The organism is Pseudomonas sp. NPDC047961 (assembly GCF_050272435.1).
Lineage (GTDB): Bacteria > Pseudomonadota > Gammaproteobacteria > Pseudomonadales > Pseudomonadaceae > Stutzerimonas.
Genome location: NZ_JBNNMD010000002.1, coordinates 473,179 through 495,452, shown reverse-complemented (window position 1 = coordinate 495,452; position 22,274 = coordinate 473,179). Strand labels below are relative to the sequence as shown.

The window sequence follows — 22,274 nt, the reverse complement described above, 5'->3', positions numbered from 1 at the left end:
GTGTCGTCAGGTTTGCTGCTCTGCCAGCCGACGAGGTTCGTTTCAATGACTCATTTTGCCGTGATCGCACCGCCTTTCCACAGCCACGTGCGGGCGATGGAAGCGCTCGCCTCTGAGTTGTTGGCGCGCGGGCACCGTGTGACGGTCGTGCAGCAGGCCGATGTGGCCGCAATATTGCGCCACCCTCGACTGGGATTTGCCCAGGTCGGCGCGGGCTCGCATCCGCCTGGCTCGCTCAGGGCGGTGATCGACCGTGCGGCACGCCCCGGCGGGCCCTGGGGCATACGCCGGGTGATCGCCGATATGGCTTCGGCAACCGATATGTTTTGCCGAGAGGCACCTGCCGTGCTTCGCTCCATCGGCGCAGAGTGCGTCATTGCAGACCAGATGGAGCCGGGTGGTGGGCTTGTCGCCGAGTACCTGGGGCTGCCGTTCGTGTCGGTGGCCTGTGCCTTGCCAGTCAACCGTGAGGCGCTGGTGCCGCTGCCGGTCATGCCTTGGCGCTATCGTGCGACGCCCTGGGGCGAGCAGTTGAATCTGCACAGCAGTGGCGTCTATGACCGGGCGATGCAGGCGCACGCCAACGTTATCTCGCGCCATGCAGCCGCGTTCGGTTTGCCGCCTCGCCAGCGCCTCGATGAATGCCTGTCGCCTTTGTTGCAGTTGAGCCAGACCACACCCGGTTTCGATTTTCCACGTTCCGCCCTGCCTGACTACTTTTACGGCATCGGCCCGCTGCGCTCGGCGTTGACTAACGAGCCAGCGATGACGATTCCGGTCGCTACCGGCAGGCCATTCGTGTTCGCCTCGCTGGGCACCCTGCAAGGTGATCGCTTCGGCCTGTTCCAGCGGATAGCCGAGGCGTGCCGCGACCTCGATGTACAACTGCTGATCGCACATTGCGGGCGGCTTGATCGGCGCCAGGAGCAACGATTACTCAAGGCCGGCGCCAGCTGGGTCACCGATTTCGCACCCCAGCGTGCGGTGCTGGCGCGAGCCGATGCCGTAGTCACCCATGCCGGGCTCAACACCGTACTCGACGCGCTGGAAGCAGGGGTGCCGAGTCTGGCGTTGCCGATTGCCTTCGATCAGCCCGGCGTAGCCGCTCGGGTGGTGCATGCAGGTGTTGGCTTGAAGCTCGATCCGCGTCTGGCCAGTCGCCGACGGATCGTGCAGGGCTTGCGTCGATTGTTGCGCGAGCCCAATTTCGCTCAGCGCGCCCGACTTCTTGGCGATGAGGTTCGTGCTGCCGGTGGGGCGCCGCGGGCAGCGCTACTGATCGAGGCAGCGCTAGGCGAATCGCCGGCGTTGCAAAGGGCCAAACATGGCTGATGCGGACCTGATTCTCGTCGGCGGCGGCCTGGCCAACGGGCTGCTGGCCCTGCGCCTGCGGCAGGCGCGTCCAGATTTGCGGTTGCTGGTCATCGAGCAGGGCGAAACCCTCGGCGGCAACCATACCTGGTCCTTTCACGAACACGACCTGACCCCAGCCCAACAGACCTGGCTGGAGCCTCTGGTGGGCAATCGCTGGCCTGGCTACGAGGTGATTTTCCCGGATCTTCAACGCCGTTTGGGCAGCGGCTATGCCAGCATCTTTTCCCATCGCTTCCATCAGTTGCTGATGTCGGAGCTGGCTGACGGCGTAAGTCTGAACGCCACTGTCACGCACGTAGAGCCCCGGCAGGTGCGGCTGGCGTGCGGCAAAGTATTGCGGGCTGGCGCGGTAATCGACGGGCGAGGGGTACGTCGAAGCGATCAGCTGGCATTGGGCTTCCAGAAATTCCTTGGCCAGGAACTACGCCTGCATCAGCCGCACGGCTTGCTGGAGCCGATCATCATGGACGCCAGCGTCGCTCAGCAGGATGGCTACCGGTTCGTCTATGTGCTGCCGCTCAGCGCCGACACCCTGTTGATCGAAGACACCTACTACGCCGATGGCGATGCCGTTTCGCTTGGTGCGTTGCGCGACAACATTACCCGCTATGCCAGCGAGCGCGGCTGGGTCATCGCCGAACTGCTGCGTGAAGAACAGGGCGTGCTGCCCATCGTGCTCTCCGGTGATTTGCCGGCGTTCTGGGACGAGGCGCGTGGCGTGCCGCAGGCGGGGCTGTCTGCCGCTTTGTTTCATCCGACTACAGGCTATTCGCTGCCTGATGCGGTACGCCTCGCCGATCACCTGGTCGCGCTGAATCGCTGGGATGCAGACAGCCTGTTCGCCGCGATTCGCGGCTATTCGATGCAGCAGTGGCGTCAACGTGGGTTCTTCCGATTGCTCAATCGCATGCTGTTCATGGCCGGACCGGCGGATCGCCGCTGGGCGGTCATGCAGCGTTTCTATCGCTTGCGTGAGCCGCTGATCCAGCGCTTCTACGCGGCCAACCTGACCACCTGGGACCGCTTGCGCATCGTCTCGGGCAAACCTCCCGTGCCGGTGGGTGAAGCGCTGCGTGCGCTCGCCGCTGGCAACCTGCACCACAAGGACAAATGATGAACGAACAAACAGGCGGTGTGAGGCGGGCCGTAGTGATTGGAGCCGGTTTCGGTGGGCTGGCGCTGGCGATTCGGCTGCAGCGTGCCGGCATTCAGACCACCGTGTTGGAGAAGCGCGACAAGCCGGGCGGCCGCGCCTACGTCTATCACGATCAGGGCTTCACTTTCGATGCCGGCCCGACGGTGATCACCGACCCTCCGGCGCTGGACGAGCTGTTTACCGGTGCGGGCAAGCGCATGGCCGATTACGTCGAGCTGTTGCCGGTCAGCCCGTTTTATCGGCTGTGCTGGGAGGATGGCTACAGCTTCGATTACGTCAACGATCAGGTCGAACTGGACCGGCAGATTCATGCGTTAAATCCAAAGGATGTCGCAGGCTACCAGCGCTTTCTTGCCTATTCCCGTGCGGTGTATGAGGAGGCCTACGTAAAGCTCGGCACCGTGCCCTTCCTGTCGTTTCGCAGCATGATCGGCGTCGCGCCGCAGCTGGCCAAATTGCAGGCCTGGCGCAATGTGTACAGCATGGTTTCGAAGTTCGTGGAGAACGACCGACTGCGGCAGGCGCTGTCTTTTCATTCGTTGCTGGTCGGTGGCAACCCCTTTGAAACCTCGTCGATCTACGCACTGATCCATGCGCTGGAACGGCAGGGTGGCGTCTGGTTTCCACGCGGTGGCACCGGGGCGCTGGTGCAAGGTATGGTCCGGCTATTCGAAGACCTGGGCGGCAAGCTGGAGCTGAACGCCGAAGTGGCGCGCATCGAACTGGCGGATGGGCGAGCTAAAGCTGTGACTACGCGAGACGGCCGTCGCTTCGATACCGATGCGGTGGCCTCCAACGCCGATGTGGTCAACACCTACAAGCGGCTGCTCGGCCACGAACAACGTGGTCGGGACGAGGCCAAGCGGCTCTCCGGCAAACGCTTCTCCATGTCACTGTTCGTCATTCATTTCGGCCTCAAGCGCCGTCATGAGCACCTGCAACATCACACGGTTTGTTTCGGTCCACGTTACCGTGAGCTGATTGACGAGATCTTCAAGCGCGAAACCCTGGCCGATGACTTCTCCCTGTACCTGCACGCGCCTTGTGTGACCGATCCATCATTGGCGCCGGAAGGCTGTGCCAGCCATTACGTGTTGGCCCCGGTGCCGCACCTGGGCACGGCGGATATCGACTGGGCAGTGGAAGGGCCGAAGTACCGCGACCGCATCTTTGAATACCTTGAGCGTCACTACATTCCGGGCTTGCGCGACGACTTGGTGACCCACCGGATCTTCACGCCGCACGATTTTCGTGACGAGCTCAATGCCCATCTGGGCTCGGCATTTTCGCTGGAGCCGATCCTCACCCAGAGCGCCTGGTTCCGCCCGCATAACCGCGATGATGTGATTCCAAACCTCTATATCGTTGGAGCCGGCACTCATCCCGGTGCAGGCGTGCCGGGTGTGGTGGGTTCGGCCAAGGCCACGGCCGGCCTGATGCTGGAGGACTTCAGGTTGGAGGAGCAGGCCGGATGAACGATAAGGTCATCGATCACTCGACGCAGGCGATTAATGTAGGCTCCAAGAGCTTTGCGGCAGCGGCGAAGCTGTTCGACGAACGCACCCGCCAGAGCGCGGTGATGCTCTATGCCTGGTGCCGGCATTGCGATGACGTGATCGATGGCCAGACGCTGGGGCACGGCCAGGTCGAGGGTGATCGCTCCACCGGTGAAGCGCGGCTGGCCGAGCTGGTGGACCGGACCGAGCGCGCCTATGCCGGGGAGCCAATGAGCGATCCGGCCTTTGCTGCGTTTCAGCAAGTGGTTCAGCGCCACCAGATACCAAGGGAATACCCATTGGAACATCTGGCGGGCTTCCGCATGGATGTGCAGGAGTATCGCTACCAGACTCTCGAGGACACGCTGCTGTACTGCTACCGCGTTGCCGGAGTGGTGGGCCTGATGATGGCGAAAGTGATGGGCGCCGAAGCGGAGGCGACGCTGGATCGGGCCTGCGACCTGGGGCTGGCGTTTCAGTTGACCAATATCGCTCGCGATATCGTCGAGGACGCGGAGATCGGTCGCGTCTATCTGCCGGCCGACTGGCTCGCGGAAGTAGGCATTCCGGCCGATGAGATCGGCCTGCCGCACAACCGGCCTGCGCTGGCGCTGCTGGCGGCCCGTCTGGTCGATCTAGCTGAGCCTTACTACCTGTCGGCCTCGCAGGGGTTGCGCGACCTGCCACTGCGTTCGGCCTGGTCCATTGCAACGGCGCATGGGGTCTATCGGCAGATCGGTGTGGAGGTGAAAGCGCGCGGCGCGGCGGCCTGGGACACGCGGGTGTCGACGACGAGTGCGCAGAAATTGCAGTTTCTGCTGGGCGGGGGAATGCTGGCGCTGGCTTCGCGTCGGATGCAGCTCACGCCGCGTCCTGATTCCCTCTGGAAACGTCCCTGTCGGGCTTAGCGTTTGTCTTGTGCAACGGACCATCATGCAGCTCGCGGAGCTGCTGCTTGAGCACCGGCAGCGGCGGCGCGTAGAGGAAGCCGAAGGACACACAGCGCTCCTTGCCCTCTACCGCATGGTGCAGGCGGTGGGCCTGATAGAGACGCTTGAGGTAGCCCTTGCGCGGTACGTAGCGCAGCGGCCAGCGGTGGTGTACCAGGCCGTCATGGGCGACGAAATATAGAAAGCCATAGGCTGTCATGCCAGCGCCGATCCATTCCAGCGGGCCGTAGCCCGCCGTGCCAAGTGCGATCAGCAGGATAGCGACCCCGGCAAATACAACTGCATACAGATCATTCTTCTCGAACCAGCCGGTGCGCGGCTCATGGTGCGACTTGTGCCAGCCCCAACCCCAGCCATGCATCACATGCTTGTGCGCCCACCAGGCGAACAGCTCCATACCGGCCAGGGTGGCGAGAAATACCAGTGTGTTTGTCAGCACGGTCATATCCGATCCGCTCATCTGCAGGTCGGGCCAGTTTACGCGCTACACCGCGACAATGGACCCAGTCCGACGCCTGGCGCAGCCCTGATTGTTGCTTAATTCTTCCAGCCGGACGCCAGCGCCTCGGTCAATCGCGCCGCCGGAATCGGCTGGCAACCGCTGACGTTCTGCCCCGCCCATAGGGGTGAGAAATGGTTGATGCCCTGAGGCTCGGCTGCGGCGCGCAGGCTGCCGATGGCATTGCCTGCCAGCGGAAACGCCGGCACGGCTTCTGGCCGAGCGCCCAGTTCGCGGATGAGGCGATTGACGATGCCGCGCGCTGGCCGTCCGGAGAACAAGGTGGTCAACACAGTGTGCTCGGCGGAGGGGCTCTGCAAGGCTTGGCGGTGCAGCTGACTGGCGCGGCTTTCGTCGCATAGCAGATAAGCGGTGCCGACCTGCACGCCCGCTGCGCCAAGCGCCTGCGCGGCGGTTACGCAGCGGGCATCGGCAATCCCGCCGGCGGCGATCACGGGCACGTCCAGTGCGGCAACCAGCTGCGGCAGCAAGGCAAAGGTGCCGACCTGACCATTGATGTCATCGCTTAGAAACATGCCGCGATGGCCCCCGGCTTCGACGCCCTGGGCAATCACCGCATCGACACCTTGCGCCTGCAACCAGCGGCCTTCTTCCAGCGTCGTGGCGCTGGAGAGGATTTTCGCGCCGCTCCCTTTGACGCGCTCTAGCAGGTCCCGCGCAGGCAGGCCGAAATGAAAGCTGACCACCGGTGGACGGTGCCGCTCCACCACTTCGGCCATCGCGGCGTCGAAAGGCTGACGGGTTGCGCCGCCGGGAATGCTCGCCGGGTCGATCGCGAGTTCTTTCAGGAAAGGCGCCAGCAAGGCCAGCCAGGCCGCAGTACGCGCGGCGTCCTCGGCGGGTGTCTGATGGCAGAAGAAATTGACGTTGTAGGGCTTGCGCGTCAGCGCGCTCATGGCGGTCAGCTCGGCGTCCAGGGTCTCGGGGTTAAGCATCCCAGCAGGGATCGAGCCCAGCCCGCCGGCCTCGGAAACTGCGGCGGCGAGTTGATGGTTCTGCGAGCCGGCCATCGGCGCCTGGATGATGGGTAGGGTGATCTGCAAGAGGTCGCGAATGTCCATCGGGGCGTCCTGGTTGGATAGCGGTGGGTCACTGTAGCAGCCGTTTGTCGAGATTTCGTACCCCTGGTCTACAGGTGTTTCGTCCAGGCTCTGCGAATCGTGGCTCGGCGCAGTTAGACTGTGCGCTCTTCAGGAGTGCCCGATGAATTACCGCCACGCTTTTCACGCCGGCAATCACGCCGACGTCTTCAAACACCTCGTCTTGTCCCGTCTGTTCGCCATGCTGGCGCGCAAGGAGGCGCCGTTCGCCTATCTCGACAGCCATGCCGGCGTCGGCCTGTATGACTTGGCCGGTGACCAGGCCAGCCGCACCGGCGAGTGGCTGCAGGGCGTCGCGCGGCTGTGGCAGGCAGAGGATGTCCCGGCAATGGCGCAGGCGTATCTGGATGTGATCCGCGCGCTCAATCCAAGCGGTCAGCTGCGTTACTACCCCGGCTCGCCGGAGCTGGCGCGCCAGCTGACGCGCCCGCAGGATCGCCTGCAACTCAACGAAAAGCACCCTGAGGACGGCCGCCTGCTCAAGGACAATATGTCCGGTGACCACCGTGTTGCGGTGCACCTGGGCGAGGGCTGGCACGTGCCGCGCGCCTTGATGCCCACGCACGAAAAACGCGTTGTCCTGCTCATCGACCCGCCATTCGAGCAGGCCGACGAGCTGAGCCGCTGCGTGACGGCGCTGAAGGAAGCGCTGGGACGCATGCGCCAGACCATCGGTGTGATCTGGTATCCCATCAAGGATGAGCGGCAGCTCAAGCGCTTCTATCAGGATCTGTCACGTAGCGGTGCGCCCAAATTGCTGCGCGCTGAGCTGTACGTCCACCCCACCGACGAGGCGCTGCGGCTGAACGGCTCCGGCCTTGTTATTAGCAACCCGCCGTGGGGGCTGGAGGAAGAGCTGCGCGAACTGTTGCCCTGGCTGGCTAAACTGCTCGGGCAGAGCGAAGGCGGCTGGCGGCTGGACTGGTTGATCGAGGAGGCCTGATCGCGACGTAGATGCGTGTGCGACTGGTGGGCTAAAGCCCACCCTACGATCAGTCAGTACTGAGGTCTTAGGGTAGGGCGAGCGTGCTCCGGGGAACATGTAGGCAGCGAGTAGGTATGGCCGGCAACGCTTTGCATGAGTCGTAGGGTGGGCTTCAGCCCACCGAGCAGGCCAGCGCTAGACCGTCGGGGCTCCGATGGCCCCCCCGTTCCCTTCCGAACTTCCAGCTAGAAAAGCTTCAGCGGCTCTTCCTGCAGTGCCGACATCTGCTCACGGAGGATCAAGACCTGATCGCCCCAGTACCGTTCGGTACCGAACCAGGGAAAGCTCATAGGGAAGGCCGGGTCATCCCAGCGGCGGGCAAGCCAGGCGCTGTAGTGCATCAGGCGTAGAGCGCGAAGCGCTTCGATCAGCGGGAGTTCTCGCGGGGCGAAGTCGTGGAATTCGTTGTAGCCATCGACCAGTTCGGACAGCTGCCCGAGGCGCTCGTGACGTTCGCCAGCCAGCATCATCCAGATGTCCTGCACCGAGGGGCCCATCCGGCAGTCGTCCAGATCGACCAGGTGGAACGCATCGTCACGGGCGAGAATGTTGCCGGGATGGCAGTCGCCATGCAGGCGGATCGGCTGGAAGTCTGTGCGGGCGAAGACATCATCGACACGCTTCAGCAGGTCGCGCGCCACCGACTCGTAAGCAGGCAGCAGGCTCTTTGGGACGAAATTACCTTCAAGCAGCGTCGCCAGCGACTCATGGCCGAAATGCTGGGCATTGAGTGTTTCCCGATGCTCAAAGGGCCGGCTGGCGCTGACCGCATGCATGCGGCCCAGCAACTGGCCGAGTCGGTAGAGCTGATCCAGATTGCCCGGCTCCGGCGCGCGACCGCCGCGGCGAGGAAAGAGCGCGAAGCGAAAACCGGCGTGTTCGAACAGGGTTTTGCCGTCGCGCTCGAATGGCGCCACGACCGGGATTTCGCGATCGGCCAGCTCCTTGGAGAACTGATGCTCTTCGAGAATGGATTCGTTGCTCCAGCGGCCAGGGCGGTAGAACTTCGCAACGATCGGCGTTTCGTCCTCGATGCCCACCTGGTAAACGCGGTTTTCGTAGCTGTTCAATGCCAGCACGCGAGCGTCGCTGATGAAGCCGGTGCTTTCCACCGCATCGAGCACAAGGTCAGGCGTAAGCGTGTCGAAGGGGTGGCTCATGGTCGGCTCCGTGGACGGGTACCCAGTGTATTGCACTGGCGTGTTTACACAACCGCGCCTGGCGACTCGCCGGGTTTCGGTGTGCGCGCCAGGCAATAGACGTCAACGCGTGCCGCGCCGGCTCGCTTAAGCAGACGGGCCAACGCCTCCGCGGTTGCGCCCGTTGTCAGCACATCGTCGATGATTGCCAGGTGACGTCCGGTCAGGCTCCGATCATCAATAAGCGCAAACGCCTGGCGCAGATTTCGTCGCCGACTGGCCGCATCGAGCTCCTGCTGCGACTGGGTGTCCTGAACCCGTGTTAAGAGCTTCGTATCGACGGGGATCGACAGTGCTGTGCTCAGCCAATCAGCTAGCATTTGCGCCTGATTGAAGCCGCGTTGACGCAACCGCTTGCGGGCCAGGGGCACCGGCAACAAGGCGTCGGGGCGTAGCAAACCTTCATCGAACGCGTGCTGCAAATGGCGCGACAGCTGCTCCGCCAGCAGCCTGCCGAGCGGCCATTGAGATTGGTGTTTAAAACGGCTGATCAGGGTGTCTACCGGAAAGGCGAAGCGCCACGGCACGGTAACCTGATCGAACGCGGGCGGCCGCTTGAGACATTCGCCGCAGATCAGGCCGGACGCCGGCAACGGTAGGGCGCATACAGAACAGTGCTCGCCCAGCCAGGGCAGCTCTGCTTCGCAGGCGCCGCAAACCGATTGCCGTGTTTCGCAGCGCTCATCACAAAGCGAACAGTAGTGTTCAATATTTAGCCAGTTGTAAACCATGATTCCTTTCCTGGTTGACAGCGCCTCGGCCTTGGCTAACCATTTCGCATCCGTGCCTGGCCGCCGAGCCGCTATTAATTACAAGGATTGCCCATGAGCGCCACCGCCGCTTCCGTTACCCGTCACGACTGGAGCCTCGCCGAAGTCAAGGCGCTCTTCGAACAACCCTTCAATGACCTGATCTTCCAGGCTCAAGGCGTGCACCGCCAGCACTTCGATGCCAACCGCGTCCAGGTTTCGACGTTGCTGTCGATCAAAACGGGCGCCTGCCCGGAAGATTGCAAGTACTGCCCCCAATCAGGCCACTACAACACCGGCCTCGATAAAGAAAAGTTGATGGAAGTGCAGAAGGTGCTGGAGGCTGCGGCCGAAGCCAAGGCCATTGGTTCGACGCGCTTCTGCATGGGCGCCGCCTGGAAGCACCCGTCCGCCAAGGACATGCCTTACGTGCTGAAAATGGTCGAAGGCGTGAAAGCACTGGGACTGGAAACCTGCATGACCCTCGGCAAGCTCGATCAGGAGCAGACCAAAGCGTTGGCAGCCGCGGGGCTGGACTACTACAACCACAACCTGGACACCTCGCCGGAGTTCTACGGCAGCATCATCACCACCCGCACCTACGCCGACCGGTTGGAGACGCTGAGCTATGTCCGCGAGTCGGGCATGAAGATCTGCTCCGGTGGCATTCTTGGCATGGGTGAGTCGCTGAATGACCGCGCCGGCCTGCTGATTCAACTGGCCAACCTGCCCGAGCATCCGGAATCGGTGCCGATCAACATGCTGGTCAAGGTCAAGGGCACACCGCTGGCCGAAGAGCAGGACGTCGATCCTTTTGACTTCATCCGTATGCTCGCCGTGGCGCGGATCATGATGCCGAAATCCCATGTGCGCCTGTCGGCCGGTCGCGAGCAGATGAACGAGCAGATGCAGGCGCTGGCCTTCCTCGCTGGCGCCAACTCGATCTTTTACGGCGAAAAGTTGCTGACCACCGGCAACCCGCAGGCCGACAAGGACATGCTGCTGTTCAAGCGTCTGGGGATCCAGCCGGAAGCCCGCGAAGAGCACGATGACGAAGTGCATCAGGCCGCCATCGAGCAGGCCCTGGTCGAGCAGCGTGACAGCAAACTGTTTTACGACGCCACTGCCTAAGCAACCTCAGTAGGAGCGAGGGGGACGCCTAGTCCTTGCTCGCGAAGCTTTCGCGTTCTCCCGTTCGCGAGCAAGCTCGCTCCTTAGGGTATTGAACTATGCCTTTCGATCTTGCGTCTCGTCTCGCTGAGCGCCGCGCCGCCCACCTCTATCGCCGTCGCCCATTGCTGGAAACACCGCAGCAGCCGGAGGTGACGGTTGATGGCGAACAGTTGTTGGCGTTCTGCTCCAACAACTATCTGGGGCTGGCTAGCCACCCCGACGTCGTCCGCGCCATGCAGCAGGGTGCTGCGCGCTGGGGTGTCGGCGGCGGTGCATCGCATCTGGTCATGGGGCACAGTACACCGCATCACCAGCTTGAGGAGGCCCTGGCTGAGTTCACCGGCCGGCCGCGAGCATTGTTGTTCTCCACCGGTTACATGGCCAACCTCGCAGCCGTTACAGCGCTGGTGGGGCAGGGCGATACAGTGCTGGAAGACCGTATCAATCACGCTTCGCTGCTCGATGCCGGTCTGCTCAGTGGCGCGCGCTTCTCGCGTTACCTGCACAACGACGTCGACAGCCTGGCCAAGCGCCTGGACAAGGCCGCCGGCGATACGCTGGTGGTTACCGATGGCGTATTCAGCATGGATGGCGATCTGGCCAACCTGCCAGCGCTCTGCGCCACTGCGAAAGTCAAAAATGCCTGGGTCATGGTCGATGACGCACACGGCTTCGGCCCGTTGGGCAAAACCGGCGGCGGCATCGTCGAGCATTTCGGCTTGGGGATAGATGACGTGCCGGTCCTGGTCGGCACGCTCGGCAAAGCCTTCGGCACCGCTGGGGCCTTTGTGGCTGGCAGCGAGGAACTGATCGAGACGCTGATCCAGTTCGCTCGGCCTTACATCTATACGACCAGCCAGCCACCGGCTGTCGCCTGCGCCACCCTCAAAAGCCTGGAGCTACTCCGCAGTGAGAGCTGGCGCCGAGATCACCTGAACAGTCTGATCGCACGTTTCCGTCAGGGTGCGAGCGAGATCGGTCTGACCTTGATGGATAGCCCGACGCCGATCCAGCCGATTCTGGTCGGTAGCAGCGAGCGCGCCCTGAGACTCTCTGCGGCGCTGCGTGAGCGTGGAATTCTGGTCGGTGCCATCCGCCCGCCGACAGTGCCAACCGGCAGCGCGCGGCTGCGAGTGACCTTCAGCGCGTCGCATAGCGAAGCGCAGGTGGAACGACTGCTGGATATCCTGGCCGAATGCTGGAATCGAATGGCCGAGGAGCCTGAAGCGGATGCGTGATCAGCTGATTTTGCTACCCGGTTGGGCGTATGGCCCGGCTGCTTTGCAGCCTTTGTGTGAGGCTTTGACAGAACTCGATCAGGATCTTGACGTGGTCATCGAGCCCTTGCCCGAGCTTGCCGATCCCGAAGCCTGGCTGGATGAACTCGACCGCCGTTTACCCGATGACAGCTGGCTGGCCGGTTGGTCGCTGGGCGGTATGCTGGCGGCCCAGCTCGCCGCGCGGCGCTTGGATTCCTGCCGTGGACTGGTCACCATCGCCAGCAACCCCTGCTTCCGTGCCCGCCCTCAGTGGCCCGAAGCGATGGCAGCGGAGATCTTCGATGCTTTTCAAGAGGCGTTCAGGCTTGATCCCGAGGAAACGCTCAAGCGTTTCCGTCTGCTCTGTAGCCGCGGTGGCTACGATCCGCGAACGCTGGCCCGCCAGCTGGAAGTCAGCCAATCTGATTCGACGTCGACCGTGCTTGAAGCCGGCTTGCGATTACTCGCTGAGCTGGACGGACGTGGCGCGCTGCATGGCTATTTCGGGCCGCAATTGCACCTGTTTGCCGGTGGCGACGCGCTGGTGCCTTCGACTGCCTGTGATGCGCTTCGGCGCTGGATGCCTGGGGTCGAAGCCGAGCTGATCGCCTCGACAAGCCACGCGCTCCCTTTGGAGCGGCCGGACGACGTGGCCGCAACCATCGCGGCTTTCATCAAGAGCAAGGCGGAATGACGGACGCGGTCGCGGCACTAGCACCGGATACGAAAAGCGGCCTGCCTGACAAGCGTCAGGTTGCTGCGTCGTTTTCCCGTGCGGCATCTAGTTACGATGGTGTGGCCGAGCTGCAGCGCACCGTCGGCAACGCGCTGATCGAGCGTCTGCCCCTTGGGTTGACGTCGGCGCGCTGGCTGGATCTGGGTTGCGGCACCGGCTATTTCTCCCGAGTCCTGGCGAACCGCTTTCCGGCTGGTGAAGGCGTCGCGCTGGATATCGCCGAAGGCATGCTACGCCATGCCCGGCCCCAGGGCGGCGCGGGCAGCTTCATCGCTGGCGATGCTGAGTGCTTGCCGCTGCGTGATGCGTCGGTGGATCTGATTTTTTCCAGTCTGGCGCTGCAGTGGTGTGAGGATTTCCCCGCCGTGCTGAGCGAGGCGAAGCGGGTACTCCGTCCTGGTGGTGTGTTCGCCTTCAGCAGCCTCTGCAGCGGGACTCTGCAGGAGCTGCGCGACAGCTGGCAGGCGGTGGACGGTTTTGCCCATGTGAATCGCTTTCGTCCGTTCAGCGCCTATCAGCAGTACTGCGCCGCCGGTGGTTTGCAGCTGGAGCGGTTAGAGGTCGAGCCCGAGGTGCTGCATTTCGCCGAGCTGCGTCAGCTGACCAGCGAACTCAAGGCGCTCGGCGCGCATAACCTGAACCCCGGCCGCCCGGGCGGGCTTACCGGCCGTGCTCGGATTCGAGCGCTGATTGATGCCTACGAGCAGTTCCGCACGCCGACCGGGCTCCCGGCGACCTATCAGGTGGTGTATGGCGTGTTGTGCAAGGAGTTGACATGACCGCGGCTTATTTCGTCACCGGTACAGACACCGAAGTCGGCAAGACCACTATCGCTGCCGGACTCCTGCACGCCGCGCGGCTGGCCGGGCTCAGCACGGCAGCAGCGAAGCCGGTCGCATCTGGTTGCGAAATTACGGCCGAAGGCCTGCGCAACAGCGATGCACTGGCGCTGCTCGGCGAGTGCACGCTGCCGCTACGCTACGAGCAGGTCAACCCGATTGCCTTCGAGCCGGCAATTGCTCCACACCTGGCCGCCCGTGAGGCGGGTGTCGAGCTGACTGTAACGTCGCTGGCCGAGCCGGTTCGGCAAGTGCTGGCACTGCAGGCTCAGTTCTCGCTGGTGGAGGGCGCGGGTGGCTGGCGCGTGCCGCTGGCTGGAGACGAAACGCTTTCCGATCTCGCCATAGAACTCGGCCTGCCGGTGATTCTGGTAGTCGGCGTGCGCCTTGGCTGTATCAACCATGCGCTGCTCAGCGCCGAGGCCATCGAGCGCGACGGATTGAGGCTAGCCGGCTGGGTCGCCAACATCGTTGATCCGGCCACCTCACGAGTACAGGAAAATCTCGCGACGTTGAATGAGCGGCTTGAGGCCCCATGCCTTGGTCGGGTGCCGCGTTTGCCGACCGCAAGCCCGGCAGCGGTAGCACGCTACCTCGACCTGGCGCCCCTCAAGATTTTGCCGCTCAGGACTTGAAGACGACGCGCAGGCATCATTCGATCATGCGCTTGAGTGCTGCTGATAGCGACGTGGCACTGGCGTCAACGGAACGGCTCTGCTATCAATGATAGCTAAGCGTCTTCAGTGGAGTTGAATCATGCAAATCAACAGTCTTCTATCTGCCGGCCTTGGAGCGTACCAAGCCGGCCAGCAGCGGGTTGACCAAGCCAGCGCTGTCGTGGCTGATCGCACGCTGCCTGCTGCTGAAACCTCTCAGGCAATGGCCGACACGGTCGAGCTGACCGAGCAACTGGTTCAGATGAAAGTGGGTGAGCATCAGGCTAACGCTGGCGTGCGCCTCCTGCAGACTGCCGACGAAGTGCTCGGTACATTGGTCAACACCAAAGCCTGACCTGCGCCGGCCTTTCTGGCCGGCCGCCTCGCCCGATTCCGGGCACCCTGATCCCTGCCCATGATTGTTCAGATGCCGACGAATGGCGTCATGGTCGCTGCTTGACATCGAACAGGCCTAAACGTATGTTTCAAACGCCTGTTTGACCTGCCGGGGCTATGCCGGATGGTCCATTCAAAATCAAGCGTGGCTGACCCGTCAGTCACCTGAATCAAGAACCCACTGCTGAGGTTTACGATATGCCTGACTACAAGGCCCCCTTGCGCGATATCCGCTTTGTACGTGACGAATTGCTCGGCTACGAAGCGCACTATCAGAGCCTTCCGGGTTGTGAAGACGCCACCCCGGACATGGTCAATGCCATCCTCGATGAAGGCGCGAAGTTCTGTGAGCAGGTCATCGCGCCTCTGAACCGTGTGGGCGACATCGAGGGTTGCACCTGGAGCGAAAGCGGCGTGAAGACGCCGACCGGCTTTAAAGAGGCTTACCAGCAGTTTGTAGAAGGTGGCTGGCCCAGCCTGGCCCATGACGTTGAGCATGGCGGCCAAGGCCTGCCGGAATCGCTGGGCCTGGCAATCAGCGAAATGATCGGTGAAGCGAACTGGTCCTGGGGCATGTATCCCGGCCTCTCTCACGGCGCAATGAACACGCTGCATGAGCACGGCACGCCTGAGCAGCAGCAGGCCTACCTGACCAAGCTTGTCTCAGGTGAGTGGACCGGCACCATGTGCCTGACCGAGCCGCATTGCGGCACCGACCTGGGCATGCTGCGCACCAAGGCCGAGCCTCAGGCCGATGGCAGCTACAAGGTATCCGGCACCAAGATCTTCATCTCCGCGGGTGAGCACGACATGGCCGATAACATCGTCCATATCGTTCTGGCTCGTCTGCCCGATGCGCCGGCTGGCACCAAGGGCATCTCCCTGTTCATCGTGCCGAAATTCCTGCCGAACGCCGAAGGCGGCGTGGGCGAGCGCAATGGCGTGTCTTGCGGCTCCCTGGAACACAAGATGGGTATCCACGGCAACGCCACCTGCGTGATGAACTTCGATGGCGCCACTGGCTTCCTGATCGGCCCGCCGAACAAGGGCCTGAACTGCATGTTCACCTTCATGAACACGGCGCGTCTGGGTACTGCGCTGCAGGGCCTGGCACACGCCGAAATCGGCTTCCAGGGCGGTATCAAGTATGCGCGTGAGCGTCTGCAGATGCGTTCGCTGACCGGTCCCAAGGCTCCCGAAAAGGCTGCTGACCCGATCATCGTGCATCCTGACGTGCGCCGCATGCTGCTGACCATGAAGGCCTTTGCCGAAGGCAACCGGGCGATGATGTATTTCGCAGCCAAGCAGGTCGACATCGTCCAGCGCAGCAAGGATGAAGCCGAGCGCAAAGCCGCCGACGCGATGCTGGCGTTCCTGACCCCGATCGCCAAGGCGTTCATGACGGAAGTCGGTTTCGAAGCGGCCAACCATGGCGTGCAGATCTACGGCGGCCACGGTTTCATCGCTGAGTGGGGCATGGAGCAGAACGTTCGCGACAGCCGTATTTCCTGCCTGTACGAAGGCACCACCGGCATTCAGGCTCTCGACCTGCTGGGCCGTAAAGTCCTGATGACGCAGGGCGAGGCGCTGAAAGGCTTCACCAAGGTGGTGCACAAGTTCTGCCAGGCCAACGAAGGCAACGAGCCGGTCAAGCAGTTCGTCGAGCCGCTGGCCAAGCTGAACAAGGAGTGGGGCGATCTGACCATGAAGGTCGGTATGGCTGCGATGAAGAACCGCGAAGAAGTCGGCGCTGCTTCGGTGGATTACCTGATGTACTGCGGTTACGCCTGCCTGGCCTACTTCTGGGCGGACATGGCACGCCTGGCGTCGGAGAAGATCGCTGCCGGCGAAGATGCGGACGGCTTCTACACCGCCAAGGTGCAGACCGCACGCTTCTACTTCCAGCGCATCCTGCCGCGTACGCGTACCCACGTTGAAGCCATGCTGTCCGGTGCTGACAACCTGATGGACATGGATGAGGCGCACTTCGAGCTGGCCTACTAAGGCCTCTGGAAGAAAAAAGAAACCGCTGCTACGGCAGCGGTTTTTTTTGCCTGTTTTCCGCCATGCCAGTCATTGTTTTGCACCCCTATAGGTGAACCTGCCACCAAGTGCAGGCAGAATGCCTACTTTCCTCACGGCCGTTATCGGAGCCGCCGTGCCCCGCCTGAGTCCCGCTCGCTTCAGTCATTTCTATGCTCCCCTGGCGTTATTGACCGGAGGGCTTGTGGCTGCGCGTCAACCTACCCTGAACGAGTTCTTCACTTCGCTGTTCAACGTGCTGCCTACCGTGCTGCTGTTGCTCGGGGGGGCCTTCTGCATCGCCTATGGCCGGGTCCGTGAGACCTTTCTGCTGCTGACGGTTTATATCGTCTATTTCCTACTCGATACCCAGGTCGACCACTACCGGCTCACGGGCTCGCTGCTGCCTGAGGCCGCGCTGACCTTCCACCTGTGTAGCCTGCTTTTACCAGCGCTCTATGGGCTCTATGCCCTTTGGCAAGAGCGTGCACATTTGTTGCAGGACGGTCTGGCACGGCTTGCTGTTGTGTTTGTTGTGTCGGTCTTGGCGCTGGCTCTGGCGCGGCGCTTCCCCGTGGATGTGCTCGAATGGCTGACTGAGATTCGCTGGCCGTCATTGCAGGCTGACTGGCTGCAATTGATCCAGCTGGCCTATCCAGTATTTCTAATCGCGATACTCGGGGTGCTGGCGCAATACCTACGGCGGCCTCGACCAGTGCATGCGGCGCAGTTGGTTGCGCTGGTAGGGCTGTTCTTGATGCTGCCGCAGGTATTCAGTCGTCCGGGCGCACTCAACGTCTTGAGCAGCTTGATGATGCTGGTGCTGGTGGTTTCGATTGCACAGGAGGCCTATCAGATGGCTTTCCGTGACGAGCTGACCGGCCTGCCTGGCCGTCGTGCTCTTAACGAACGGTTGCAGCGTCTGGGCCGTCAATACGTGATCGCGATGGCCGACGTCGATCGGTTCAAAGCTTTCAACGATACCCATGGGCACGACGTGGGTGACGAGGTACTGCGCCTCGTCGCAAGCCGGCTACGTAAAGTTGGTGGCGGTGGGCGTGCCTATCGTTACGGTGGTGAAGAATTTGCGCTGGTATTTCCGGGGCGTGATTTGACGCATTGCCTGCCGCATCTGGAAGCCGTACGGCAGGCTGTCGAGAGTTATCCGTTGCAGCTGCGCGACAAGTCCAGCCGGCCAAAGGATGCGGAGCAGGGGCGGCAGCGCCGCGGTGTTGCTTCGGCAGCCGCGGTCTCGGTGACCATCAGTATCGGCGTCGCCGAGCGACTGATAACGCAGCGCAGCCCCGAGGAGGTCATTAAAAAGGCCGATCAGGCGCTCTATAGCGCCAAGGGAGCGGGGCGTAACTGCATCCGCGCGCATGGGGAGAACCGCCGCGGTGCAATGCGTACGTTGAAAGAGGTGACCACCGACGCTTAGCGCGCGGCTGAAAACCTGCCGGCGTTGGCCGTGCGAACCGGTCGGGCAGCCGGTGGTTATGGTGGCGCATTCAGCGCCTGCAATGTGATGGCGAGCGGGTCGATCTGCCAGTAGCGTGGCGGGCATAACAATGCACAGTGCCGTCCTGGAGATCGATATGCCCGCTTACAAAGCTCCCCTGCGCGATATGCGCTTCCTGATCGACGAAGTGTTCGACTTTCATGGCAGCTACGCGGCCAACGGTGCCGAAGACGCCACGCCAGACACGGTTAGCGCGATCCTCGAAGAAGGCGCCAAGTTCTGCGAGCAGGTCCTTGCGCCCCTTAACCGGAGCGGTGACGAGGAAGGCTGCCATTTCGACGACGGCGTGGTAGTCACCCCTAAAGGCTTCAAGGAAGCCTTTGCGCAGTATGCTGAAGGCGGCTGGATGGGCCTGGCCTCGGATCCTGCCTATGGCGGTCAAGGCCTGCCGCACTCGCTGGGGCTTGTAGTCGGTGAGATGGTCGGCTCGGCGAATACCTCTTTTGGTATGTATCCAGGGCTGACCCATGGCGCCATGGCCGCAATCGCCGCTCACGGCACCGATGAGCAGAAGCAAGCCTACCTGACCCGCATGACCGAGGGCCGCTGGACCGGCACCATGTGCCTCACTGAATCCCATTGCGGCACGGATCTGGGCATCATCAAGACTCGTGCGGTACCGCAGGCTGACGGCAGCTACGCGATCAGCGGCACGAAGATCTTCATCTCGGCCGGCGAGCACGACATGAGCGAGAACATCGTGCATCTGGTGCTGGCCAAACTGCCTGATGCTCCGGCTGGCACCAAAGGCATTTCACTGTTCATCGTGCCCAAGTTCATGCCTGATGCGGCTGGCGAAGCAGGCGAACGCAACACTGTCGCCTGCGGCTCCATCGAGCACAAGATGGGGATCAAGGCGTCGGCAACTTGCGTGATCAACTTCGATGGCGCCAAGGGTTTCCTCATCGGTGAGCCCAACAAGGGTCTGAACTGCATGTTCACGATGATGAACCATGCACGGCTGGGTACCGGCATGCAGGGGCTATGCAGTGGCGAGGCGAGCTTTCAGGGCGCCATCCGGTACGCCAATGAACGTTTGCAGATGCGTGCACTGACCGGGGCGAAGTTTCCTGAAAAGCCTGCCGATCCGATCATTGTGCACCCCGATGTGCGGCGCATGCTGCTGACCATGAAGGCGTTCAACGAGGGCAACCGTGCCCTGGCCTACTTCACCGCGCAGCTGCTTGATCAGATACACAGCCCGGACGCCGATAAGCGCAAGGAAGCCGAGGACCTACTCGCCTTTCTCACCCCGATCTGCAAGGCCTTCATGACCGACACCGGGCTGGAGGTTACCAATCTCGGCATGCAGATATTCGGCGGCCACGGCTACATTCGCGAGTGGGGTATGGAGCAGCTGGTGCGCGACTGCCGCATCGCACCGATCTACGAAGGTACCAACGGTATTCAGGCACTCGACCTGCTCGGTCGCAAGGTGCTCGGCAGCCAGGGCAAGCTGATGCGCGGTTTCACCAAGCAGGTGCACAAGTTCTGCGAGGCCAACGCGCAGCATCCTCAGCTGCAACACTACGTCACGCAGCTGGCTGGCCTGAATCGTGAGCTGGGCGAGGTCACCACACGAATCGGCCTGGCCGCGATGAAGAATCCTGACGAAGTCGGCGCGGCCTCGGTGGACTACCTGATGTACTGCGGTTACCTGATCCTGGGCTACTTCTGGCTGCGCATGGCTGTGGTGGCTCAGAGCAAGCTGGATGAAGCGGGCAGCGACACGGCGTTCTACCAGTCGAAGCTGACCACTGCCGAATTTTACTTTGCTCGCCTGCTCCCCCGCACCGCTGCCCATAAAGCGGCCATCGAGGCCGGCAGTGCCAGCCTGATGAAGCTGGCTGCTGACCAATTCGCTTTCTGACCCATCGGTAATCTACAGCCCGCCTCGTGCGGGCTTTTTTGTGGGCGATCTCAGTCGCAGCTTGTGGATTCCGGACGAGCAAGTGTGGCTGCCTCTAGCGTCGAAGGGAGAACCGGTCAGTCATTTAAAGACGCTTCGGGCGCCGATTGGTCTTCAGTTAGACTCGCGAAACTGCTGCGGCCAATCGGCCGGGTGACATGTTTTCTGCGAGGTCTTTTTTCATGGCTGACTACAAAGCACCCCTGCGCGATATGCGTTTCGTCCTGAATGAAGTCTTCGATGCGCCGAAGCTCTGGCAGACACTGCCGGCTCTGGCGGAAGTCGTCGATGCCGAGACGGCCGAAGCCATTCTCGAGGAAGCGGGCAAGATAACGGCCAACTCGATCGCTCCGCTCAACCGCAGTGGTGACGAGGAGGGCTGCAGCTGGGTCGACGGCGCGGTAACCACCCCGGCCGGTTACCCAGAAGCCTATCGCCTTTACGCCGAAGGCGGCTGGGTCGGTGTAGGCGGCGATCCAGCCTACGGCGGCATGGGCATGCCGAAAGCGATCTCGGCGCAAGTCGAGGAAATGATGAACTCCGCCAGCTTGGCGTTCGGCCTGTACCCCATGCTGACCTCCGGCGCCTGCCTGTCCATCTACGCCCACGCCAGCGAAGAGCTTAAGCAGAAGTACCTGGCGAACATGTATGCCGGTGTCTGGTCCGGCTCCATGTGCCTGACCGAGCCTCATGCAGGTACTGATCTGGGCATCATTCGCACCAAGGCCGAGCCGCAAGCGGACGGCTCATACAAGGTCAGCGGCACCAAGATATTCATCACCGGCGGCGAGCACGATCTCACCGAGAACATCATCCACCTGGTACTGGCCAAACTGCCCGATGCGCCGGCCGGTTCGCGCGGTATCTCACTGTTCCTGGTGCCGAAAGTAATGGTCAACGAAGATGGCAGCCTCGGGGAGCACAACAGCCTCGGCTGCGGTTCCATCGAGCACAAGATGGGCATCCAGGCCTCGGCCACCTGCGTGATGAACTTCGATGGTGCGACGGGCTGGATGGTCGGCGAGCCGAACAAGGGCCTGGCGGCGATGTTCACCATGATGAACTATGAGCGTCTCGGCGTCGGTATCCAGGGCTTGGCCACGGGCGAGCGTTCCTATCAGAGCGCTATCGAGTACGCACGTGAGCGTATCCAGAGCCGCGCACCGACTGGCCCGGTAGCGCAAGACAAGGCCGCTGACCCGATTATCGTGCACCCCGATGTTCGGCGGATGCTGCTGACCATGAAGGCGCTGAACGAGGGTGGTCGCGCCTTCTCCAGCTATGTGGCGCTGCAGCTGGACATCGCCAAATTCAGCGATGACGCCGAAGCACGCCAGCGTGCCGAGGCGCTTGTGGCTCTACTGACACCGGTAGCCAAGGCTTTCCTGACCGACATGGGGCTGGAAACGACTGTCCATGGCCAGCAGGTTTTCGGCGGCCACGGTTTTATCCGGGAGTGGGGGCAGGAGCAGCTGGTACGCGACTGCCGGATCACCCAGATCTACGAAGGCACCAACGGTATCCAGGCGCTGGATCTGCTTGGGCGAAAGGTGGTGGGCAGCGGCGGCGAGCTGTACAACGCGTTTGCCGAAGAAGTACGCAGCTACTGTGCAGCGGCGGGCAGTGAGCTTGGAGAGTTCACGGCGCCATTGCAGGCCGCACTGGAGAACCTTGATGCGCTCACCTCGTTTGTCATCGACAGCGCGAAGCGCAATCCCAACGAGATCGGTGCGGCCTCGGTCGAATACCTGCATGTGTTCGGTTATACGGCCTACGCCTATATGTGGGCCAGAATGGCAGAGGCCGCAGTGGGCAAGGAAACCCAGGATGACTTCTATGCCAGCAAGCTAGGCACTGCGCGGTTCTATTTCGCTCGTCTGCTGCCGCGCATCCACTCGTTGAGCGCCTCGGTTCGAGCTGGCAGCGATTCGTTGTATCTGCTCGAGGCTTCGCAGTTCTAAACGCTCAATCCTGTGAAGGCACAATGAAATTAATTCGCCATCTCTGGGAACAATGTGTGACGGGCTTAGTCATAGATCTGCATCGCTTGTAGCCAATTACTTACACGCAGCGCCAAGGAAGGGGTCGTGCGTAAGTAAATGCTTACAAGCCGTGGTGCGAACTGCTACTACAGGTTTTCCAGGCCGATCGGTAGTCTTTGCCGCCATGGACGCCGCGTAGGGAAGCGCTTTAGACACAAAACGGACGCGTAGCGGAACGACGCCAGGAAGGCGTA

At 62.2% G+C, this 22,274-nt stretch carries 19 protein-coding genes; 15 read left to right on the top strand and 4 right to left on the bottom strand.

The window, feature by feature from the left end; all coding sequences use genetic code 11:
- The first annotated feature begins 45 nt into the window (after positions 1 to 45).
- From ACQKIK_RS08585 to ACQKIK_RS08570, 4 genes are read left to right on the top strand one after another with little or no spacing between them, the layout of a single operon-like run.
- The gene (locus ACQKIK_RS08585; RefSeq protein ID WP_499135603.1) at positions 46 to 1,332 is read left to right on the top strand and encodes a glycosyltransferase; all 1,287 of its coding nucleotides are present in this window, start codon (positions 46 to 48) and stop codon (positions 1,330 to 1,332) included.
- Positions 1,325 to 2,488: a lycopene beta-cyclase CrtY gene (gene crtY, locus ACQKIK_RS08580; RefSeq protein WP_499135602.1), complete on the top strand. Its 1,164-nt coding sequence runs from the start codon at positions 1,325 to 1,327 to the stop codon at positions 2,486 to 2,488. The genes ACQKIK_RS08585 and crtY overlap by 8 nt, the downstream gene beginning before the upstream one ends.
- A complete protein-coding gene (locus tag ACQKIK_RS08575) occupies positions 2,488 to 4,005 on the top strand; it encodes a phytoene desaturase (RefSeq protein WP_499135601.1) in 1,518 nt (505 codons plus the stop codon). The genes crtY and ACQKIK_RS08575 overlap by 1 nt, the downstream gene beginning before the upstream one ends.
- Entirely contained in the window at positions 4,002 to 4,934 is a 933-nt protein-coding gene (locus ACQKIK_RS08570) for a phytoene/squalene synthase family protein (RefSeq protein WP_499135600.1), read from the top strand. The genes ACQKIK_RS08575 and ACQKIK_RS08570 overlap by 4 nt, the downstream gene beginning before the upstream one ends.
- Here ACQKIK_RS08570 and ACQKIK_RS08565 read toward each other — a convergent pair.
- Positions 4,888 to 5,421 (bottom strand): sterol desaturase family protein, encoded by a 534-nt coding sequence (locus ACQKIK_RS08565; protein WP_499135599.1) that lies wholly within the window; start codon positions 5,419 to 5,421, stop codon positions 4,888 to 4,890. The genes ACQKIK_RS08570 and ACQKIK_RS08565 overlap by 47 nt on opposite strands.
- A gap of 92 nt (positions 5,422 to 5,513) precedes the next feature.
- Positions 5,514 to 6,557, bottom strand: coding sequence for an NAD(P)H-dependent flavin oxidoreductase (locus tag ACQKIK_RS08560; protein WP_499135598.1), 1,044 nt, complete (start codon positions 6,555 to 6,557; stop codon positions 5,514 to 5,516).
- Positions 6,558 to 6,699: 142 nt separating this feature from the next.
- On the opposite strand from ACQKIK_RS08560, the gene ACQKIK_RS08555 reads away from it, so the two are divergent.
- Positions 6,700 to 7,539, top strand: coding sequence for a 23S rRNA (adenine(2030)-N(6))-methyltransferase RlmJ (locus tag ACQKIK_RS08555; RefSeq protein ID WP_499135597.1), 840 nt, complete (start codon positions 6,700 to 6,702; stop codon positions 7,537 to 7,539).
- A gap of 227 nt (positions 7,540 to 7,766) precedes the next feature.
- Here ACQKIK_RS08555 and ACQKIK_RS08550 read toward each other — a convergent pair whose 3' ends face one another.
- Together ACQKIK_RS08550 and ACQKIK_RS08545 are read right to left on the bottom strand one after the other, a co-directional pair.
- On the bottom strand, positions 7,767 to 8,741 hold the full coding sequence (locus ACQKIK_RS08550) for a serine/threonine protein kinase (RefSeq protein WP_045423903.1): 975 nt from the start codon (positions 8,739 to 8,741) through the stop codon (positions 7,767 to 7,769).
- Between the two features lie 44 nt (positions 8,742 to 8,785).
- Positions 8,786 to 9,511, bottom strand: coding sequence for a ComFC family protein (locus tag ACQKIK_RS08545; protein ID WP_127840274.1), 726 nt, complete (start codon positions 9,509 to 9,511; stop codon positions 8,786 to 8,788).
- Positions 9,512 to 9,604: 93 nt separating this feature from the next.
- Here ACQKIK_RS08545 and bioB point away from each other — a divergent pair, with 93 nt between their 5' ends.
- From bioB to ACQKIK_RS08495, 10 genes are all read left to right on the top strand, one after another.
- The gene (gene bioB / locus ACQKIK_RS08540) at positions 9,605 to 10,660 is read left to right on the top strand and encodes a biotin synthase BioB (protein ID WP_127840273.1); all 1,056 of its coding nucleotides are present in this window, start codon (positions 9,605 to 9,607) and stop codon (positions 10,658 to 10,660) included.
- 98 nt (positions 10,661 to 10,758) lie between these two features.
- Positions 10,759 to 11,940, top strand: coding sequence for an 8-amino-7-oxononanoate synthase (gene bioF / locus ACQKIK_RS08535; RefSeq protein ID WP_499135596.1), 1,182 nt, complete (start codon positions 10,759 to 10,761; stop codon positions 11,938 to 11,940).
- A complete protein-coding gene (locus ACQKIK_RS08530) occupies positions 11,933 to 12,655 on the top strand; it encodes an alpha/beta fold hydrolase (RefSeq protein WP_499135595.1) in 723 nt (240 codons plus the stop codon). The genes bioF and ACQKIK_RS08530 overlap by 8 nt, the downstream gene beginning before the upstream one ends.
- A complete protein-coding gene (gene bioC, locus ACQKIK_RS08525; RefSeq protein ID WP_499135594.1) occupies positions 12,652 to 13,476 on the top strand; it encodes a malonyl-ACP O-methyltransferase BioC in 825 nt (274 codons plus the stop codon). The genes ACQKIK_RS08530 and bioC overlap by 4 nt, the downstream gene beginning before the upstream one ends.
- Positions 13,473 to 14,171: a dethiobiotin synthase gene (gene bioD, locus ACQKIK_RS08520; protein WP_499135593.1), complete on the top strand. Its 699-nt coding sequence runs from the start codon at positions 13,473 to 13,475 to the stop codon at positions 14,169 to 14,171. The genes bioC and bioD overlap by 4 nt, the downstream gene beginning before the upstream one ends.
- 121 nt (positions 14,172 to 14,292) lie before the next feature.
- Positions 14,293 to 14,547 (top strand): hypothetical protein, encoded by a 255-nt coding sequence (locus tag ACQKIK_RS08515; protein ID WP_045423915.1) that lies wholly within the window; start codon positions 14,293 to 14,295, stop codon positions 14,545 to 14,547.
- A gap of 239 nt (positions 14,548 to 14,786) precedes the next feature.
- Positions 14,787 to 16,592, top strand: coding sequence for a phenylacyl-CoA dehydrogenase (locus ACQKIK_RS08510; RefSeq protein WP_046161709.1), 1,806 nt, complete (start codon positions 14,787 to 14,789; stop codon positions 16,590 to 16,592).
- A 118-nt stretch (positions 16,593 to 16,710) separates the two neighbouring features.
- The gene (locus ACQKIK_RS08505) at positions 16,711 to 18,048 is read left to right on the top strand and encodes a GGDEF domain-containing protein (RefSeq protein ID WP_499135592.1); all 1,338 of its coding nucleotides are present in this window, start codon (positions 16,711 to 16,713) and stop codon (positions 18,046 to 18,048) included.
- A gap of 157 nt (positions 18,049 to 18,205) precedes the next feature.
- Entirely contained in the window at positions 18,206 to 19,999 is a 1,794-nt protein-coding gene (locus tag ACQKIK_RS08500) for an acyl-CoA dehydrogenase C-terminal domain-containing protein (protein WP_499135591.1), read from the top strand.
- Between the two features lie 221 nt (positions 20,000 to 20,220).
- Positions 20,221 to 21,999, top strand: a complete 1,779-nt coding sequence (locus tag ACQKIK_RS08495) for an acyl-CoA dehydrogenase C-terminal domain-containing protein (RefSeq protein WP_499135590.1) — start codon at positions 20,221 to 20,223, stop codon at positions 21,997 to 21,999.
- Positions 22,000 to 22,274: the final 275 nt, after the last annotated feature.

What these genes read in the sequence shown, in the direction of transcription:
- ACQKIK_RS08585 (WP_499135603.1), top strand. Translation starts at nt 46, where the DNA reads ATGACTCATTTTGCCGTGATCGCACCGCCTTTCCACAGCCACGTGCGG.
- crtY (WP_499135602.1), top strand. Translation starts at nt 1,325, where the DNA reads ATGGCTGATGCGGACCTGATTCTCGTCGGCGGCGGCCTGGCCAACGGG.
- ACQKIK_RS08575 (WP_499135601.1), top strand. Translation starts at nt 2,488, where the DNA reads ATGAACGAACAAACAGGCGGTGTGAGGCGGGCCGTAGTGATTGGAGCC.
- ACQKIK_RS08570 (WP_499135600.1), top strand. Translation starts at nt 4,002, where the DNA reads ATGAACGATAAGGTCATCGATCACTCGACGCAGGCGATTAATGTAGGC.
- ACQKIK_RS08565 (WP_499135599.1), bottom strand. Translation starts at nt 5,421, where the DNA reads ATGACCGTGCTGACAAACACACTGGTATTTCTCGCCACCCTGGCCGGT.
- ACQKIK_RS08560 (WP_499135598.1), bottom strand. Translation starts at nt 6,557, where the DNA reads ATGGACATTCGCGACCTCTTGCAGATCACCCTACCCATCATCCAGGCG.
- ACQKIK_RS08555 (WP_499135597.1), top strand. Translation starts at nt 6,700, where the DNA reads ATGAATTACCGCCACGCTTTTCACGCCGGCAATCACGCCGACGTCTTC.
- ACQKIK_RS08550 (WP_045423903.1), bottom strand. Translation starts at nt 8,741, where the DNA reads ATGAGCCACCCCTTCGACACGCTTACGCCTGACCTTGTGCTCGATGCG.
- ACQKIK_RS08545 (WP_127840274.1), bottom strand. Translation starts at nt 9,511, where the DNA reads ATGGTTTACAACTGGCTAAATATTGAACACTACTGTTCGCTTTGTGAT.
- bioB (WP_127840273.1), top strand. Translation starts at nt 9,605, where the DNA reads ATGAGCGCCACCGCCGCTTCCGTTACCCGTCACGACTGGAGCCTCGCC.
- bioF (WP_499135596.1), top strand. Translation starts at nt 10,759, where the DNA reads ATGCCTTTCGATCTTGCGTCTCGTCTCGCTGAGCGCCGCGCCGCCCAC.
- ACQKIK_RS08530 (WP_499135595.1), top strand. Translation starts at nt 11,933, where the DNA reads ATGCGTGATCAGCTGATTTTGCTACCCGGTTGGGCGTATGGCCCGGCT.
- bioC (WP_499135594.1), top strand. Translation starts at nt 12,652, where the DNA reads ATGACGGACGCGGTCGCGGCACTAGCACCGGATACGAAAAGCGGCCTG.
- bioD (WP_499135593.1), top strand. Translation starts at nt 13,473, where the DNA reads ATGACCGCGGCTTATTTCGTCACCGGTACAGACACCGAAGTCGGCAAG.
- ACQKIK_RS08515 (WP_045423915.1), top strand. Translation starts at nt 14,293, where the DNA reads ATGCAAATCAACAGTCTTCTATCTGCCGGCCTTGGAGCGTACCAAGCC.
- ACQKIK_RS08510 (WP_046161709.1), top strand. Translation starts at nt 14,787, where the DNA reads ATGCCTGACTACAAGGCCCCCTTGCGCGATATCCGCTTTGTACGTGAC.
- ACQKIK_RS08505 (WP_499135592.1), top strand. Translation starts at nt 16,711, where the DNA reads ATGCCTACTTTCCTCACGGCCGTTATCGGAGCCGCCGTGCCCCGCCTG.
- ACQKIK_RS08500 (WP_499135591.1), top strand. Translation starts at nt 18,206, where the DNA reads ATGCCCGCTTACAAAGCTCCCCTGCGCGATATGCGCTTCCTGATCGAC.
- ACQKIK_RS08495 (WP_499135590.1), top strand. Translation starts at nt 20,221, where the DNA reads ATGGCTGACTACAAAGCACCCCTGCGCGATATGCGTTTCGTCCTGAAT.